The organism is Streptomyces zagrosensis (genome assembly GCF_014203645.1).
GTDB lineage: Bacteria > Actinomycetota > Actinomycetes > Streptomycetales > Streptomycetaceae > Streptomyces > Streptomyces zagrosensis.
In genome coordinates this window covers 127,340-142,369 of sequence record NZ_JACHJL010000003.1, presented here as the reverse complement: position 1 = coordinate 142,369, position 15,030 = coordinate 127,340, and the positions used below count along the sequence as shown (strand labels likewise).

Annotated in this window: 14 protein-coding genes; 10 read left to right on the top strand and 4 right to left on the bottom strand. The window is 70.5% G+C overall.

The features are described 5' to 3' along the window. Window positions 1-239: 239 nt before the first annotated feature. The 4 genes from FHS42_RS07455 (at window position 240) to FHS42_RS07440 (ending at window position 4,761) form a co-directional block, all read left to right on the top strand. A complete protein-coding gene (locus FHS42_RS07455) occupies window positions 240-1,172 on the top strand; it encodes an ROK family protein (RefSeq protein WP_184570089.1) in 933 nt (310 codons plus the stop codon). Then, window positions 1,172-2,392: an N-acetylglucosamine-6-phosphate deacetylase gene (gene nagA, locus FHS42_RS07450; protein WP_184570087.1), complete on the top strand. Its 1,221-nt coding sequence runs from the start codon at window positions 1,172-1,174 to the stop codon at window positions 2,390-2,392. Before FHS42_RS07455 ends, nagA begins: the two co-directional genes overlap by 1 nt. Window positions 2,393-2,759: 367 nt before the next feature. Next, window positions 2,760-3,689 (top strand): 1-phosphofructokinase family hexose kinase, encoded by a 930-nt coding sequence (locus tag FHS42_RS07445; RefSeq protein ID WP_184570085.1) that lies wholly within the window; start codon window positions 2,760-2,762, stop codon window positions 3,687-3,689. A 220-nt stretch (window positions 3,690-3,909) separates the two neighbouring features. Then, complete coding sequence (locus FHS42_RS07440; RefSeq protein ID WP_184570083.1) at window positions 3,910-4,761, top strand: class II fructose-bisphosphate aldolase; 852 nt, start codon at window positions 3,910-3,912, stop codon at window positions 4,759-4,761. Between the two features lie 53 nt (window positions 4,762-4,814). On the opposite strand, the gene FHS42_RS07435 is transcribed toward FHS42_RS07440, so the two are convergent. Both FHS42_RS07435 and cdgB read right to left on the bottom strand, forming a co-directional pair. Next, window positions 4,815-5,897, bottom strand: coding sequence for a carbohydrate-binding protein (locus tag FHS42_RS07435; RefSeq protein WP_184570081.1), 1,083 nt, complete (start codon window positions 5,895-5,897; stop codon window positions 4,815-4,817). A gap of 300 nt (window positions 5,898-6,197) precedes the next feature. Next, a complete protein-coding gene (gene cdgB / locus FHS42_RS07430) occupies window positions 6,198-7,979 on the bottom strand; it encodes a diguanylate cyclase CdgB (RefSeq protein ID WP_184570079.1) in 1,782 nt (593 codons plus the stop codon). 495 nt (window positions 7,980-8,474) lie between these two features. Here cdgB and FHS42_RS07425 point away from each other — a divergent pair, with 495 nt between their 5' ends. After that, entirely contained in the window at window positions 8,475-8,975 is a 501-nt protein-coding gene (locus FHS42_RS07425; RefSeq protein WP_184570071.1) for a flavin reductase family protein, read from the top strand. 80 nt (window positions 8,976-9,055) lie between these two features. Here the strand turns inward: FHS42_RS07425 and FHS42_RS07420 are convergent, their stop codons facing one another. Further along, complete coding sequence (locus FHS42_RS07420) at window positions 9,056-9,712, bottom strand: hypothetical protein (protein ID WP_184570069.1); 657 nt, start codon at window positions 9,710-9,712, stop codon at window positions 9,056-9,058. 681 nt (window positions 9,713-10,393) lie between these two features. On the opposite strand from FHS42_RS07420, the gene FHS42_RS07415 reads away from it, so the two are divergent. Further along, window positions 10,394-10,780, top strand: coding sequence for an RICIN domain-containing protein (locus FHS42_RS07415; RefSeq protein WP_184570684.1), 387 nt, complete (start codon window positions 10,394-10,396; stop codon window positions 10,778-10,780). 57 nt (window positions 10,781-10,837) lie between these two features. Here the strand turns inward: FHS42_RS07415 and arfB are convergent, their stop codons facing one another. After that, complete coding sequence (gene arfB / locus FHS42_RS07410) at window positions 10,838-11,266, bottom strand: alternative ribosome rescue aminoacyl-tRNA hydrolase ArfB (protein ID WP_184570067.1); 429 nt, start codon at window positions 11,264-11,266, stop codon at window positions 10,838-10,840. A gap of 251 nt (window positions 11,267-11,517) precedes the next feature. On the opposite strand from arfB, the gene FHS42_RS07405 reads away from it, so the two are divergent. From FHS42_RS07405 to FHS42_RS07390, 4 genes are all read left to right on the top strand, one after another. Beyond that, a complete protein-coding gene (locus FHS42_RS07405; RefSeq protein WP_184570065.1) occupies window positions 11,518-12,093 on the top strand; it encodes a TerD family protein in 576 nt (191 codons plus the stop codon). Between the two features lie 389 nt (window positions 12,094-12,482). Next, a complete protein-coding gene (locus FHS42_RS07400; protein ID WP_184570063.1) occupies window positions 12,483-12,827 on the top strand; it encodes a hypothetical protein in 345 nt (114 codons plus the stop codon). A 141-nt stretch (window positions 12,828-12,968) separates the two neighbouring features. Further along, the gene (locus FHS42_RS07395) at window positions 12,969-14,066 is read left to right on the top strand and encodes an S-(hydroxymethyl)mycothiol dehydrogenase (RefSeq protein ID WP_184570061.1); all 1,098 of its coding nucleotides are present in this window, start codon (window positions 12,969-12,971) and stop codon (window positions 14,064-14,066) included. Beyond that, entirely contained in the window at window positions 14,063-14,737 is a 675-nt protein-coding gene (locus tag FHS42_RS07390; RefSeq protein WP_184570059.1) for an MBL fold metallo-hydrolase, read from the top strand. Before FHS42_RS07395 ends, FHS42_RS07390 begins: the two co-directional genes overlap by 4 nt. Window positions 14,738-15,030 lie beyond the last annotated feature (293 nt).

Below are 15,030 nucleotides of genomic sequence, written 5' to 3'. Positions count from 1 at the left end.
TCCGCGTCCCTCGTGTGCCGCCACACGCGCCCCCGCGCCCGCCACGACACGACTACGCAGCGCAGCGGCCGGCCCCGACGGCGACCCCGCTCGCCACACAGGGAGTCTCACGGAGGTCCGAACAAGCCCCGGATAAGCCTCGGATAAGCCCCGAGCGAACCCGAGTAACCGCAACGCGACACTCCGCGATCGGGAAGTGGCCTAGACCTCTAGTGGGAAAGCGCGCGAGACTAGCCCGCGTGAAACACGTCATCGCCCTGGATGTGGGCGGCACCGGAATGAAGGCCGCCCTGGTCGGGGCGGCGGGCGAGCTGCTGCACACCGCCCGGCGGCCAACGGAACGCGAGCGCGGACCCGACGCCGTAGTAGCCGGAATCCTTGATTTCGCGGCCGAGCTCCGCGCGATCGGCAGCGAGCAGTACGGCGAGTGCGCTGCGGCGGCCGGCGTCGCCGTGCCCGGCATCGTCAACGACGCGGACGGGATCGCGGTGTACGCGGCCAACCTGGGCTGGCGCGACGTGCCGATGCGCGCCCTGCTCTCCGAGCGCCTCGACGGCATACCGGTCGCCCTGGGCCACGACGTGCGCACCGGCGGCCTCGCCGAGGGGCGCATCGGCGCAGGTGAGGGCACGGACCGCTTCCTGTTCATACCGCTGGGCACCGGCATCGCCGGGGCGATTGGCATTGACGGCCGCGTCGAGTCCGGAGCGCACGGCTACGCCGGCGAGATCGGGCACATCGTGGTGCGCCCCGGCGGCCCGATCTGCGGCTGCCGCCAACGCGGCTGCCTGGAGACTCTCGCCTCCGCCTCCGCGGTCAGCCGCGCATGGGCGGCGGCCGTGGGCGATCCGGAGGCGGACGCCGCCGACTGCGCGAAGGCCGTCGAGTCGCGCGACCCGCGCGCGCTCGCGGTGTGGCAGGACGCCGTGGACGCGCTCGCCGATGGGCTCGTCGTCGCCATCACCCTGCTCGACCCGCGTCTGCTGATCATCGGCGGCGGGCTCGCCGAGGCCCGCGACACGCTGTTCGTGCCGCTGCGCGCGGCGGTGGCCGAGCGGGTCACGTTCCAACAGCTCCCCGATATCGTCCCGGCGGCCCTCGGGGACACCGCCGGTTGCCTGGGCGCGGGTCTGCTCGCCTGGGATCTTCTCGCTACGGAGGTATCCGCCTGATGGCCGAACGAACAGTTCTCGCGGGCGCCCGCGTCGTCCTGCCGACCGGAGTCGTCGAGTCCGCAGTGGTGACGGTCGAGGGCGACCGCATCGTCACCGCCGGGGCGGCCAGCCCTGGCACGGTGGCCCCGGACGCCGGGCCAGGGGCAGCCGCCCAGGGCACGCCGGCAGCCGATGGCGCGCGCCACCTCGACCTGACCGGGCACTGGATCGTGCCCGGCTTCGTGGACATGCATGTGCACGGCGGCGGAGGCGCCTCGTTCTCGTCCGGCACCGCGGACGAGGCGCTACGGGTCATCGACACGCACCGGCGGCATGGCAGCACCACCATGCTCGCCTCCACCGTCACCGGCGACCTGGACGAGCTCGCCCAGCAGGCACAGACCCTGTCCGAGCTGGTCCAGCAGGGCGAGTTGGCCGGCGTCCACTTCGAGGGCCCGTTCATCTCGCCGCACCGCTGCGGGGCACACGAGCCGACGCTGCTGCGCGACCCGGACCCGGCCGATGTGCGCAAGCTGATCGACGCGGCGCGCGGCACGGCGAAGATGATGACGCTGGCTCCGGAGCTGCCCGGCGGCCTGGACTCGGTGCGGCTGCTCGTGGACTGTGGGGTCATCGCGGCCGTGGGGCACACGGACTCGACGTACGACGCGACGCACGAGGCCATCGCCGCCGGTGCGAGCGTGGCGACCCACCTCTTCAACGCGATGCCCTCGCTGCTGCATCGCGCGCCGGGCCCGGTGGCCGCCCTCCTGGAGGACGAGCGGATCACCGTCGAGCTGATCAACGACGGCACCCATCTGCACCCGGCCACCTTGGAGTTGGCCTTCCGCAGCGCGGGCGCCGACCGCGTCGCGTTCATCACCGACGCGATGGGCGCGGCCGGCATGGCGGACGGCACCTACCCGCTGGGCCCGATGCAGGTCGAGGTCAAGGAGGGGGTGGCGCGCATCAGCGACGGCCCCACAGCGGGCTCCATCGCGGGCTCCACGCTCACCCTCGACCAGGTGTTCCGGCGCGCGGTCACCGTCGATGAGCTGTCCGTCGAGCAGACGGTACGCGCCCTGTCCACCACCCCCGCCCGCGTGCTTGGCCTCGCTGAGCGCACCGGCTCCCTTGAGCCGGGCAAGGACGCGGACCTGGTGGTGCTCGATGAGCAGTTCGCGCTGGTGGGCGTGATGCGCCGAGGTGAGTGGGTCGTACGGCCGCAAACGGGCTGAGCCCCGCCCCGCCCCGGCCGACCACCCCCCGGCCGCGGACGCGTGAACCCGGCCCCGGCCCGTACGCCTCTCGTACGAGCCGGGGCCGGGCTCATGGGCACCATCCCGCCCACGCACCACAGCGGAATCCGCCAACAACGGCCCATAAGCCGACAGATCATCGCGGTTGGCCCACAGGGGTGGGCCAACCGCTCCACCTTTGGCATGATCGCTGCCAGTAAGCCAACCGCTCCGAGCGTCACACCACGCAGCACGGGCCCGGCGAGCAAGACCGCCTTCCGGGCCCCCGGACAGCGGACGCCACCCGGCCGCCAGCACCGCTCAGGGCACCGGCACGACCACCACCAACGGGGAGGGGGAGCCCGCAGTGATCCTGACCGTGACGCTCAACGCTGCCCTCGACATCACCTACCGCGTGCCGCGCCTGCGCGCTCACCACAGCCATCGGATCACCGAAGCCATCGAACGGCCGGGCGGCAAGGGTCTGAACGTCGCAAGGGTGCTGGCCACGCTCGGCCACGACACGGTCGCCACCGGCCTGATCGGCGGGGCGACCGGCGCCGCGCTGCGCGACCAACTCGGCTCGTACCCGGGAGTAGCGGACGCGTTCGTGCCCATCGCGGGCACCACCCGGCGCACGGTGGGTGTCGTGGACGCGTCCACCGGGGACACGACCCAGCTCAATGAGCCGGGCCCGCTGGTCTCCGCCGCCGAGTGGGCGGCATTCGCGGACCGGTACGCGGAGTTGCTCGATGGCGCCGCGGCCGTCGCACTGTGCGGCAGCCTGCCACCAGGGGTGCCGGTCGGCGCGTACGCCCAGTTGATACGCGCGGCGCACGGCGCGCACGTTCCCGTCCTCCTGGACACCAGCGGCGAGCCGCTGCGCCGCGGCATCGCCGCCCGGCCCGACGTCATCAAGCCGAACGCCGACGAGTTGGCCGCGCTGACCGGTTCCACCGAGCCGGTACGCGCCGCGCGCGAGGCCAGACGCCGCGGCGCGCACGCGGTCGCCGCCTCGCTCGGCCCCGAGGGGCTGCTGGCCATCACGCCGGACGGCGCCTGGCGCGCGGCCCCGCCGAGCCGCATCGCGGGCAACCCGACCGGCGCCGGCGACTCGGCCGTGGCCGGGCTGCTCTCCGGCCTCGCGGAGGGGCTGCCGTGGCCGGATCGGCTGGCCCGCGCGGTAGCGCTGTCGGCCGCGACGGTGCGCGCGCCGGTGGCCGGCGAGTACGACGAGGCCACCTATGCGCAGCTCCTCCCCCAGGTCCGCGTCAGCCCGCACCCGGCAGCGGCGTGACCCGGCACAACGCGCTCCCACGCGGGGCCCGCCCCGCACCCTTCAGTTCCGCGATCGGCAACGGCGCCGCAGTCGCGTGCACGACACGCCGGGCCGCTGCCCGGCGCGAGAACACCGCTCGGCCGCGGGGCCGGTCGCTAGGGCCCGCGCAACCGCGCGGGCGCCGCGGCCATCCGACGCGAGAACGATGGGCCGTGCCCGGCCCGGGACAGAGGACCACATGCCACTCGTCAGCACTGGTGAACTCGTCGCGCAGGCGTGCGTCACGGGTCGCGCGCTCGCCGCGTTCAACGTCATCTCGCTGGAACACGCCGAGGCGATAGCCGCCGGCGCCGAGGCCGCGGGCGCACCCGCGATCCTCCAGGTGTCGGAGAACGCCGTGCGGTTCCACGGCGGGCGGCTCGCCCCGATCGCCGCCGCCGCTGCCGCCGTGGCCCGCGCCTCCACCGCCCCGCTCTCGCTCCACCTGGACCACGTGGAGAGCACCGAACTGCTGTACGCGGCGCACCCCGAAGGGTTCAGCTCGGTGATGTTCGACGCGTCGAAGCTGTCGTACGAGGAGAACGTGCGAGCCACCGCCGACGCCGTGCGCTGGGGTCACGAACGGGACATCTGGGTGGAAGCCGAGCTCGGCAAGGTCGGCGGCAAGGAGGGCGAGGCGCCCCTGGACGCACACACCCCTGGGGTACGCACCGATCCCGCGGAGGCCGCGGCGTACGTGGCGGACACCGGCGTGGACGCCCTGGCCGTGGCGGTCGGCAGCTCGCACGCCATGACCGAGCGCACGGCCGCACTCGACCACGAGCTGATCTCCAGGCTGCGGGACGCGGTGTCGGTGCCGCTGGTGCTGCACGGGTCATCGGGCGTGCCGGACGCGGAGATCCGTCGCGCCGTCGCGGCGGGCATGGTGAAGATCAATGTGGGCACGGCCCTGAACACGGCTTTCACCGGCGCGGTACGCGATGAGCTGGCGGCCAATGCCACGATGGTGGACCCACGCAAGTACGTGGGCCCGGCCCGGGACGCGATGGCCGAGACGGTGGCGCGCTTCCTGGCGGTCGTGGCCGGGTAGCGGGCCGATCGCCGTGCCGGCGCCGAGTGGGGAACTCGGCGCCGCCTAGCGGCTCAGCCCTGGCGTTGGGTCAGCCACACTTGGTCGAGGTTGACGTTGCACTTGTTTCCGGTCTCGCAGGACAGCCGCACCGTGTTCGTCCCCTTGTTCAGGTTGACGATGGAGTAGGTGTGGGTCCAGCCCTTGGCCCAGTCGCCCTTCTTCGCGTGTGCGAAGTTCTCCATGTTGAGGGGGCGCGGGTCCTGCTTGCTGTTCACCGTGAGGGCGAGGTCCTGATCTTCACCGGGCACCCCGTAGCTGACGTACAGCCGGTACTGGCCCGCCTTCTCCACGTCCACGTTCCAGGTGGCGGAAGCGCCCGGCGTGCTGATGCCCGCGACGTACGTACCGCCCTTGGCCTCCGCCCCCGGGATGTCCGTGGCGAGGGTCGTGCCGCCCTCAAGCCGCATCACCGACGCGTCCTCGGTGGGCAGTTTGGTCGGTTTCTTGGCGGGCTTTGGCGTATCGCTGGGCTTGACGCTCTGGGCCGCCGTTGGCCGGTCGTCCTTCGCGGGGTCGGCCTTGTCGTCCTTGCCCGCGCTGTTGGAGATGATCGCCACCAAGATGCCGACGATGACGACCGCGACCACGGCTATGGCACCGATCAACAGGCCCTTGCTGTTGGGCCCCCGGCCGCCACCACCACCACCGCCACCGCCGTGCCCCGCGGGCCCACCGTGACCGCCGTACCCGGGAGCGGGCTGGCGGGGCGGAACACCGCCGGGCGCCTGGCCCGCGTGCACCCGCTGCCGAGTCTGCTGGGGCAGCGCCTCGGGGGCGGTGTAGTGGGCGTTGTGCTGCGGGTAGCCATAGCCACCCTGCTGCTGGGAAGCTTGCGGCGGATACCCGTAGCCGCCCTGTTGGGCGGGGGGCTGCTGCTGGTGCTGCCCGTACTGCCGCTCACCGACCGCCCGAACATGGTTGTAGGAGGTACGGGGAACGCCTGGCTGCTGCGGTCCGGGATAGCCGTAACCGCCCGTGCGTGGCGTGGCTGAGGTGCCCTGGCCCGCGCCCTCGTCGCCGCCCTCTTGGCGGTACAGATAGGCGAACGGGTCGTCGTCCTGCTGCGCCCCAGAGCCGTTATTGCCGGCCGTCATCCCCTGGTCACTCCCACTTCTTCCCTGATGGTCATCCGCGCTGCGGCACTCAAGGTGCCAGAACAGCTCTTATCAGGGCCGGGGCGGCCGAAATAGCCGTGCGCTGTCCAGATGGCCAATGTTCACAATCGATTCATTCTCGGCGGCTGTGCCGACCGGCGCAGCCTACCCCGCCCCGCAACTCACGCGCGGCCGGTCATGCCCCTTCCCTCAAGGCCGGGCGCCATTCCACGCCATCTCCGACGCTATCCCGGCACCAGGCCAGCACCGCCCCGGCACTGCCCGCAGACTGCGCCCGCGCTATCCAGCGCGCCGATTCGCCTTCGAACGCGACCGCTTTTCCACATACATTCGCTGGTCAGCGGATTGCAGCACTTCTTCGGCCGACATCCCGCAGGCGGCCCAACTAATGCCGAAACTCGCGCCTACCCGTACCGCTCGGCCCTCAAAACGAATCGGCGGAATGATCGCATTCCGCAACCGTACGGCGAGATCCTGCGCATCGGCCCGGCCTAGTCCATCGGCTAGGACCACGAACTCGTCGCCGCCGAGCCGGGCCACCGTGTCTCCGTCCCGTACGCCGTGGGAGAGCCTGCGAGCCACCTCGATGAGCACGGCGTCACCGGTGTGGTGGCCGAACCTGTCGTTGATCGACTTGAAGCCGTCGAGGTCGCAGAAGAGCACCGCGAGCCCCTTGGTGCCATCGTCTTCTTCGCCTTCGGCGGGCGCGAAGGTGTGCACGTGGTGATCGAACAGGCTGGCATCGGCCCCACCGGGGAGGCCCCCCAACGACTCGGTCCCCGCCAGGCCGACCAAGGCACCCAGGTCGCCGAGGTCCACCGAGGTGCCGTCGAACCCATCGAGGCCAAAGCCCTGCACGTACGCGTCCGGCTCGATGCCCCCGACCAACGCCGCACCCTTGATGGCCGCACCCGCAGGATGCGCGCCGTCCAGGCCGGGCCCCGCGGCGTCCGCGCCCATGTAGGCGGGCTGCGGCGGGCGACCGCAAAGGCGGGCGCTGAGCCGGGAGCGCAGCTCGGCGCTGTTGGGCAGCCCGGTCAGCGAGTCGTGGCTGGCGCGGTGCGCGAGCTGGAACTCATGCCGCTTGCGCTCCTCGATGTCCTCGACGTGCGTGAGCAGGAAGCGCGGCCCGATGGCAGCGTCCGCGACCACCGAGTTTCGCAGCGATACCCACATGTACGTCCCGTCCCGCCGGGCCAGCCGCAGCTCGGCGCGGCCTCCCTCGGCCGAGGTACGCAGCAGGGTCCCCATGTCCTCGGGGTGCACGATGTCGGAGAAGGAGTAGCGGCGCAGCGCGGTGGCCGAGCGGCCGAGCAGCCGACACAGTGCGTCGTTGGTGCGCAGCAGCCGCCCGTGCTGGTCGCCGCCCATCTCCGCGATGGCCATGCCGCTGGGCGCGTACTCGAATGCCTGCCGAAAGCTCTCTTCGCTGGCCCGCAGCGCCTGCTGGTCGCGTTCGAGCCGGACCAGGGCGCGCTGCATGTTGGCGCGCAGCCGGGCGTTGCCGATGGCGATGGCCGAGTGGAACGCGTACATCTGTAGCGCCTCGCGGCCCCAGGCGCCGGGGCGGCGGCCGTTGCGGGGCTTGTCCACGGAGATCACGCCGAGCAGTTCGCCGTGGGTCGATCCCGTTGCGTGCATCGGCGCGAAGAGCCGGTCCATGGGGTGCCACTCGTCGGGGAAGCGCGGGGCCGGCCCGGCGACGTGCCACTGCGGGACGTCGTCGTCGTCGAGCACCCAGCCCTCGGTGTACGGGATGAACCGCAAATCACCCCAACGCTCGCCCATGGTCAGCCGCCGCTCCCAGGACTCCCGGGAGCCGATCCGGCCCGACATGAGGGCCTCGGCTCCGGGGCTGCCACTCACCGCCGCGACCATCAGATCGCCATCGGGCCGGACGAGATTCACGGCCGACAGCTCATAGCCAAGCCCCTGGGTCACTCCGTCGGCGACGGTTTGCAGGGTTTCTGCCAGGCTGCGCGCGGTGTTCAGTTCGGCGACCACTTGATGTAGCTGCCGCAGGGTCGCAAGACGGATGTACGGCTCCGACTCGGTCTCCATCGATCGCTCTCCCCCGAGGCCTCGACAGCAACTCCAGAATTTCTCGTCGTCCTCTTCACTGCCACGGTCACTGAATCACAGCGAGCTGTCCACTCGGTACACAGGGTCAACAATTACTGCCCGTTGTGACTCATGTCACAGCGCGTGGTCGCGTTGGTGATAAAGGCCATACTCGGCGCCTTCCGCGCTACCGCGATATTTCCTGAAAGCAAATCCGGAATGGGATTACGTTTAAGCCGAGAGGCTGAATCGAATATCGGTACGTATTCGGCTGAGCTCCGCCCAACGACCTAGGGCCGCTCTCAGCCGAGAGCCCGATGCGGTGTGTCGGGCCGGCCGGTTAGCGTCGAAGACGTGTGGCAAACATCGGTCTCTTCTCGCACCTCATCCGCTCCGGGCTCACCCCTTGATGTCCCCGACGCCCCCGGCGCCCCAGGCGCCCCAGGCGCCGCGGCTCCAGCAGAGCCGGGGGCGGCTGTCCCCCATGCTGGAGGGGTGAGTGACGATAAGTTCCGGACCGCGCTGTCGCGGCTGGCCGCCGGTGTGGTGTTGGTGACGGCGTACGACGAGGAGGACGGCCCACGCGGCGAGGACGTCGGGATGACGGCGACGGCGTTTCTGTCGGTCTCGCTTGAGCCGCCGCTGGTGATGGTGAGCGTTCGCAACGAGTCGCGGATGGACGACGTGCTGGAGCGACAACCGCTGTGGGCGGTGTCGCTCCTCTCGGAGAGCCAGCGGCACATCGCGGGCCGCTTCGCGATGAAGGGCCGGATCAGCGACCGGCTGCTGTTCGACGACATCGCGTACACCCGCGGCGAGGCCTCCGGCGCACCGCTGGTCGGCGGGGCGCTGGCAACGTTGGAGTGCCGCACGGAGCAGCGCGTGACGGCGGGCGACCATACCTTGGTGGTGGCGCGCGTTTTGACGGCGGCGACCCAGGGCACGCAGGGTGGGCCACTGCTGTACTTCCGCGGCCGGTACCGGCAACTGGGCTGAACCGCACGCCCCGCGTCCCTCGCCGCACGCCCCCGCACTCCCGCACTTCTCAGCGACGCGGCCCCCTCAGTGCGGCGGTATCAAACGCTCTCGGGCGCGCTGGCGAGATCGGGGGCACCGCTGGTGAACGTGATGCCGACCCGGGACAGCCAGGTAATCTCCCACAGCGAGACACCCGTGGTGAGCAGCGCGGGCAGCCAGGCCAGGAACGTGCCATCCGCGTCCATGTACGCGAGCACCACGACGGGCCACGGGCCGATCAGCGCGGGGAGAAGTGGGTGGCCATCCACCGCGTTGAAGTGGTGGAAGTAGACGAGGGTCAAGGCGATGAGGCAACACACCGCCAGGGCCAGGGCCCCGAGGTAGCGCAGGATCAGCCCACCGCCGCTGCCGGATTCCAGGTGCGCGGCGAGCCACCAGAGCAGGCCGAGCAGCACCGAGACGCGAATCAGCGCGCCCAACGGCCGCAGCGCGCACCGCATCGTCCATCCCCGGCGATCCTGCCCGGCCGCGATGACCAGGACGGTGCAGGCCAGCGGCAGCACGATGGCGACGATGACCACGGTGACCGAGACATGCCACATGGTCCGATCAGCGTCGGGGAGCGCGAGCCGTCCCGCGAAAACCGTGATGGCGAGCAAGATCACCCCGCGCAGGGCGTGTGCCGCTTGAATCGACCCCGGGTACTGCCCGAAGACGTACTTGGGCGTGAAGCCCCGTGCCACGGCACCGATCATGTGCGCTTCCTTCGGGTCGTCTTCCGATACCTGAGCGCCCGAACCCCCCGCAGAGCCGTCCGCGGCGTCGGCGGTTTCCGGCATGAGGTCCGCACGGTTGCTTGGGGAGCGCTGGAAACTCACGGTGCAGGATGACCTGACGAGACGTCAACAGTACGGTGGGAGAAGCCTGTTGAGCCGCGGACAAGAGGATTGTCCGCGGACAATGAGGGGGATGACGGTGGCATAACCGGGACGCCCGCAAGGCGCTCCGGGGGGCGAACCACGCAGGCCAACGAACTGGCCGCCTTCTTACGCGAGCTCATGCAAAGGCCGTACGGTGCGGGAGCTCGCCGAGCGATACCACACAGGAAAAACGAGCTGGAGCGACTACCACTCCGACGCCAAGATCACCGGCCGGTCGCACGAAGCAGCGCCGGCTGCTGCTCGCGACCGTCGCCGCCGCGGTGGTGGTGGTGAGGCTCCTCGCCGTACGCCGCGCCCCGACCCCGTACAGCGGCAGACATCGCCCTCCGCATCGGACCCATCAAACGCCCCGAACGCCCCGAGCGCCCCCAACGCACCGTCTGCGAAAGGCCCGTCGTGGCATACGTCCAAGCCGCCCGGCCGGGCGGGTGGACAGCGCGACGCATCCTTGCGCGGTAAAACAGCGGCAATTCGCAATGAGTACAACCAACTTGCATAGCCGCGCGCGGCAAGGCCAACGAGCAACCGGTCATCGCGACGACGTGCGCGAATCCCGACCAGAACTGGAACGATCAGAATTGGGCTTTCGAATCAGGCGCGCGAACGAGCTACGCGCTGCGCAACGTTCATGGCAGCCGCGGTAAGTGTGTGACCGGCAGGATCGGCCAGGACGCACGGTTGTTCGCATGCCAGAAGTGGTCGGACCAAGAATGGTACGTGGATTTCGGCGACAAGGGCAGCGGGCGTTTTATGATCCGCAATCGCCATACCGGCGATGTCTGCCTGGCGGTGCAGGGAGATGCCGCGGTGGAGCGGCTTGTCGTGCAACTCCCGTGCGATGAGCGCATCCGCAACCAATGGTGGAAGTGGGTGGCTCCCTGACGCCCCCCGGCATCTCACCCCACCGTGCCCCGCCGCCTGTCGTCGGGAGGCGCCCGCTCACTGCCAGCCGTCCCCGGAACGGCCGCGCTTCGTATCGCTGCGCTGCTTCTTCTGGCGCAGCCGCCGTTCGTTGATGCCCCGAGGAATCCGCGTGGGTCGCCGGGGCCTGGGTGGCGGCGCGGTGGCCTCCGCGAGGAGGGAGGCGAGCCGGACCGCGGCGGTCTCGCGGTTACGCCACTGGGAGCGGTGCTCCGAGGCGCGCACCGACACGACGCCGTTCACCAGCCGTGCGGCCAGCCGCTCCAGCGCGCGCTCCTTCCACACCGGCGGCAGCGCCTCGGTCGCAGCCAGGTCGAACCGCAGCTCCACCTGGCTGTCGCTGGTATTGACGTGCTGTCCTCCGGGCCCGGAGGACCTGGAGAAACGCCACATCAGCTCGGCCTCCGGCAAGGAGACCGAACCACGGATGACATAGGGCCCGGACATGTCCCCATGGTCCCGCGTTGACGCGCCCCCGTCACCCGCATTTCGGCCCGGACTGCCGATCCGTACGTCCACCCAGCAACGGCCCGCCCCCGCCGGTGAACGGAAGGCCATGTTCCACACCGCCAGCGTTTGGCAAAGAAAGTAAAGCGGGCTGGAACCTCATGGTCCCCTCATGGCGTTGTGAGGGGTGACGGTAGCTTCGTGGTCAACACGAAGCCCGATCACCAACCCGTACACGAAAGGGACACCCCATGGCTGTAAGCCTGTCCAAGGGCGGCAACGTCTCGCTCACCAAGGAGGCACCGGGCCTGACCGCCGTCACGGTCGGCCTCGGCTGGGACGTCCGCACCACCACCGGCCAGGACTTCGACCTGGACGCCAGTGCGATCGCTGTGAACCCGGCCGGCAAGGTCTACTCGGACCAGCACTTCGTCTTCTTCAACAACAAGGCGACGCCGGACCAGTCGATCGTGCACACCGGTGACAATGTCACCGGCCAGGGCGAGGGCGACGACGAGCAGATCAACGTCAACCTGGCGGGCCTGCCCGCCGACGTCGAGAAGATCGTCTTCCCGGTCTCCATCTACGACGCCGAGAGCCGCAGCCAGAACTTCGGCCAGGTGCGTAACGCGTACATCCGCATCCTCAACCAGGCTGGCGGCACCGAGCTCGCCCGCTACGACCTGAGCGAGGACGCCGCGACCGAGACCGCCATGGTCTTCGGTGAGCTCTACCGCAACGGCGCCGAGTGGAAGTTCCGCGCCGTGGGCCAGGGCTACGCGTCCGGCCTCACGGGCATCGCGCAGGACTTCGGCGTCACCGTCTAAGTACGCGTCGCTGCCTATGCCGTACGAGTCCATGGCTGCGCAAGTGGCCTGAACCGTATGAAGTGAGAAGCCCCCGGAGCGATCCGGGGGCTTCCGCCGTCAGATGGCCGGAAAGGCACCGGTATGTAGGGCCCGGAGTGCCACTCCCCGTGCCCGGGTGGCCACCCTGGTGGTTGCGGTCCTCGTCGGGATATGGGCAACTGCCTTGGTGTGTGCGGACTTCCCGGGATGAGAGGGCGCGGCCCGTGAGCCATGAAGGCGAGCAGAGGCAGGGAGTGGCTGCCCTGTTGGGAAACACAGCGTGGCAGCACCCTAGGCGGTACGTGGGGCCTCATGGCCATTCGTGCTATTTGGCCAGTGACGATGAGCGAGGGGCCTTGGCCTGCCTCATGCAGACCATGGAGGACGGCGCGCTCGATCAGGTGGCGTCGGTGGCCGAGGACGCCAGGACGATGCTGCGCGGCACCCCATCGGTGGATCAGCTTCGTTTCGCCGTGGACGAACTCGTGCAGTCGTCGGATCGGGCCCTACGCATCGCCGCCTGCCGAGGTGAGCGGCTGACCACGTACCCGATGGACGACTGCGCAACGGCCGGCTGCACCGCGACCGACTGCCCCACGGCCGAATCGGCCAACGAATCAACGGACGACGCGGCCGACGTCGCAACCGGCGACTCGATTGGCGACGCGACCGGCGATTCACCAGGCCGGGTGCGCGACGACGCGCCGCCCTGAGCCCCGCCCCTGCCAGGCCGGTCCCGGCGCAGGTCGTGGGCCGCGTCGGTTGGACGGTGGGGGCCCCAGGTACGAGAGTGGAGGCCGCGCAGCGCGGAGGTGGAACCGGGCAGGCGCGATACGTAGAGAGAGGTAGCTCGCATGGCACAGCAGGTGCGCGGCGTCGTGGCCCCGGGCAAGGGCCAACCGGTCCGGGTGGAGACCATTGTGGTGCCCGACCCGGGGCCGGGGGAGGCAGTCGTACAGGTCCAGGCGTGCGGGGTGTGCCATACGGACCTGCACTACCGCGAGGGCGGCATCAACGACGACTTCCCCTTCCTCCTCGGGCACGAGGCGGCCGGGGTAGTGGAGTCGGTCGGCGACGGGGTCACCGACGTGGCGCCCGGCGACTTCGTCATCCTCAACTGGCGAGCGGTGTGCGGCCAGTGTCGGGCCTGCAAGCGGGGCCGCCCGTGGTACTGCTTCGCCACGCACAACGCCACGCAGAAGATGACCATCGGCGAGGGCCCAGCGGCCGGTGTCGAGCTGACGCCCGCGCTCGGCATCGGGGCGTTCGCCGAGAAGACGCTGGTCGCGGCGGGCCAGTGCACCAAGGTGGACCCGACCGCCTCGCCGGCCGCCGCGGGACTGCTCGGCTGTGGCGTCATGGCGGGCCTCGGCGCCGCCATCAACACCGGCAACGTCGGCCGGGGCGACTCGGTTGCCGTCATCGGCTGTGGCGGTGTCGGAATGGCGGCCGTCGCGGGCGCGCAACTGGCCGGGGCCGCGAAGATCATCGCGGTGGACCTGGACGACCGCAAGCTGAAGCAGGCCCGCACGCTGGGCGCCACGCACACCATCAACGGTCGGACGGCGGACGTCGTGGAGAGCGTGCGCGGTCTTACGGACGGCAACGGCGCTGATGTCGTCATTGACGCGGTCGGCCGCCCGGAGACGTACCAACAGGCGTTCTACGCGCGCGACCTGGCCGGCACCGTCGTGCTGGTCGGCGTGCCCACCCCGGAGATGAAGCTGGAGTTGCCGCTCCTTGACGTGTTCGGCCGCGGCGGCGCCCTCAAGTCGTCCTGGTACGGCGACTGCCTGCCGTCCCGGGACTTCCCGATGCTCATCGACCTCTACCGGCAGGGGAGGCTCGACCTCGACGCGTTCGTCAGCGAGACGATCGAACTTGACGGCATTGAGGAAGCGTTCGCGAAGATGCATCGCGGCGAGGTGCTGCGTTCGGTGGTGATCCTGTGACCGCGTACGCCCGTATCGATCACCTGGTCACCTCCGGCACGTTCTCGTTGGACGGCGGCGTCTGGGAGGTGGATAACAACGTCTGGCTGGTCGGCGACGACAGCGAGGTGTTCGTCATCGACGCCGCGCACGACGCGCACGCCATCCTCGCGGCGATCGGTGACCGGCGGTTGCTCGGCATCGTGTGCACGCACGGCCACGACGACCACATCGACGCCGCGCCCGAGGTCGCCGACGCCACAGGCGCGCCCATCCTGCTGCACTCGGAGGACGAGGCACTGTGGCGGATGCGGCACCCAGACCGCGCGCCGGACGGCCAACTCGCCGAGGGCGACGTACTCACCGTCGCCGGTACGCAGCTGCGGGTGCTGCACACCCCCGGGCACTCGCCGGGCGCGGTCTGTCTGTACGCGCCGACGCTGACGGCGGGGGCACCGGACGAGGACGGGGTGCCGGGCGTGGGGACGCTGTTCTCGGGCGACACCCTGTTCCAGGGCGGGCCCGGCGCCACCGGCCGCTCGTACTCCTCGTTCCCGACGATCATCGCCTCGATCCGCGACCGGCTCCTCACGCTGCCGCCCGAGACGGTGGTACGGACCGGCCACGGCGACTCCACGACGATCGGCGCGGAGGCCCCGCACCTGGAGGAGTGGCTAGCGCGCGGCCACTGAGCCGCACCGCGCGGGGCAGGCGCACGCCGGCTGAGCGGACCCGTGTCGCCGCAGCGGGCGGCGCGCCCGCTGCGGCCGGGCGTCACGAGCGAAGGCCAGAGCACCGCACGCGGGTCCGTTGGGGAGGCTCCCCCGGCGGGCCCGTGCTTGTCGTTCCCGGTCGTACTCGACTTCGGAGAGAAAAATACAAAAAAATCTGGACATACCAGAACCTTTCCCCCAAGTCGTCGCGTCCTCGCTTATGTAATCCCCACTCTTGTGCCCCAGCGCCCACCGGGCCGGGCACGCGACAT

What these genes read in the sequence shown, in the direction of transcription:
- nagA (WP_184570087.1), top strand. Translation starts at nt 1,172, where the DNA reads ATGGCCGAACGAACAGTTCTCGCGGGCGCCCGCGTCGTCCTGCCGACC.
- FHS42_RS07440 (WP_184570083.1), top strand. Translation starts at nt 3,910, where the DNA reads ATGCCACTCGTCAGCACTGGTGAACTCGTCGCGCAGGCGTGCGTCACG.
- FHS42_RS07435 (WP_184570081.1), bottom strand. Translation starts at nt 5,897, where the DNA reads ATGACGGCCGGCAATAACGGCTCTGGGGCGCAGCAGGACGACGACCCG.
- cdgB (WP_184570079.1), bottom strand. Translation starts at nt 7,979, where the DNA reads ATGGAGACCGAGTCGGAGCCGTACATCCGTCTTGCGACCCTGCGGCAG.
- FHS42_RS07420 (WP_184570069.1), bottom strand. Translation starts at nt 9,712, where the DNA reads ATGATCGGTGCCGTGGCACGGGGCTTCACGCCCAAGTACGTCTTCGGG.
- arfB (WP_184570067.1), bottom strand. Translation starts at nt 11,266, where the DNA reads ATGTCCGGGCCCTATGTCATCCGTGGTTCGGTCTCCTTGCCGGAGGCC.
- FHS42_RS07405 (WP_184570065.1), top strand. Translation starts at nt 11,518, where the DNA reads ATGGCTGTAAGCCTGTCCAAGGGCGGCAACGTCTCGCTCACCAAGGAG.
- FHS42_RS07400 (WP_184570063.1), top strand. Translation starts at nt 12,483, where the DNA reads ATGCAGACCATGGAGGACGGCGCGCTCGATCAGGTGGCGTCGGTGGCC.
- FHS42_RS07395 (WP_184570061.1), top strand. Translation starts at nt 12,969, where the DNA reads ATGGCACAGCAGGTGCGCGGCGTCGTGGCCCCGGGCAAGGGCCAACCG.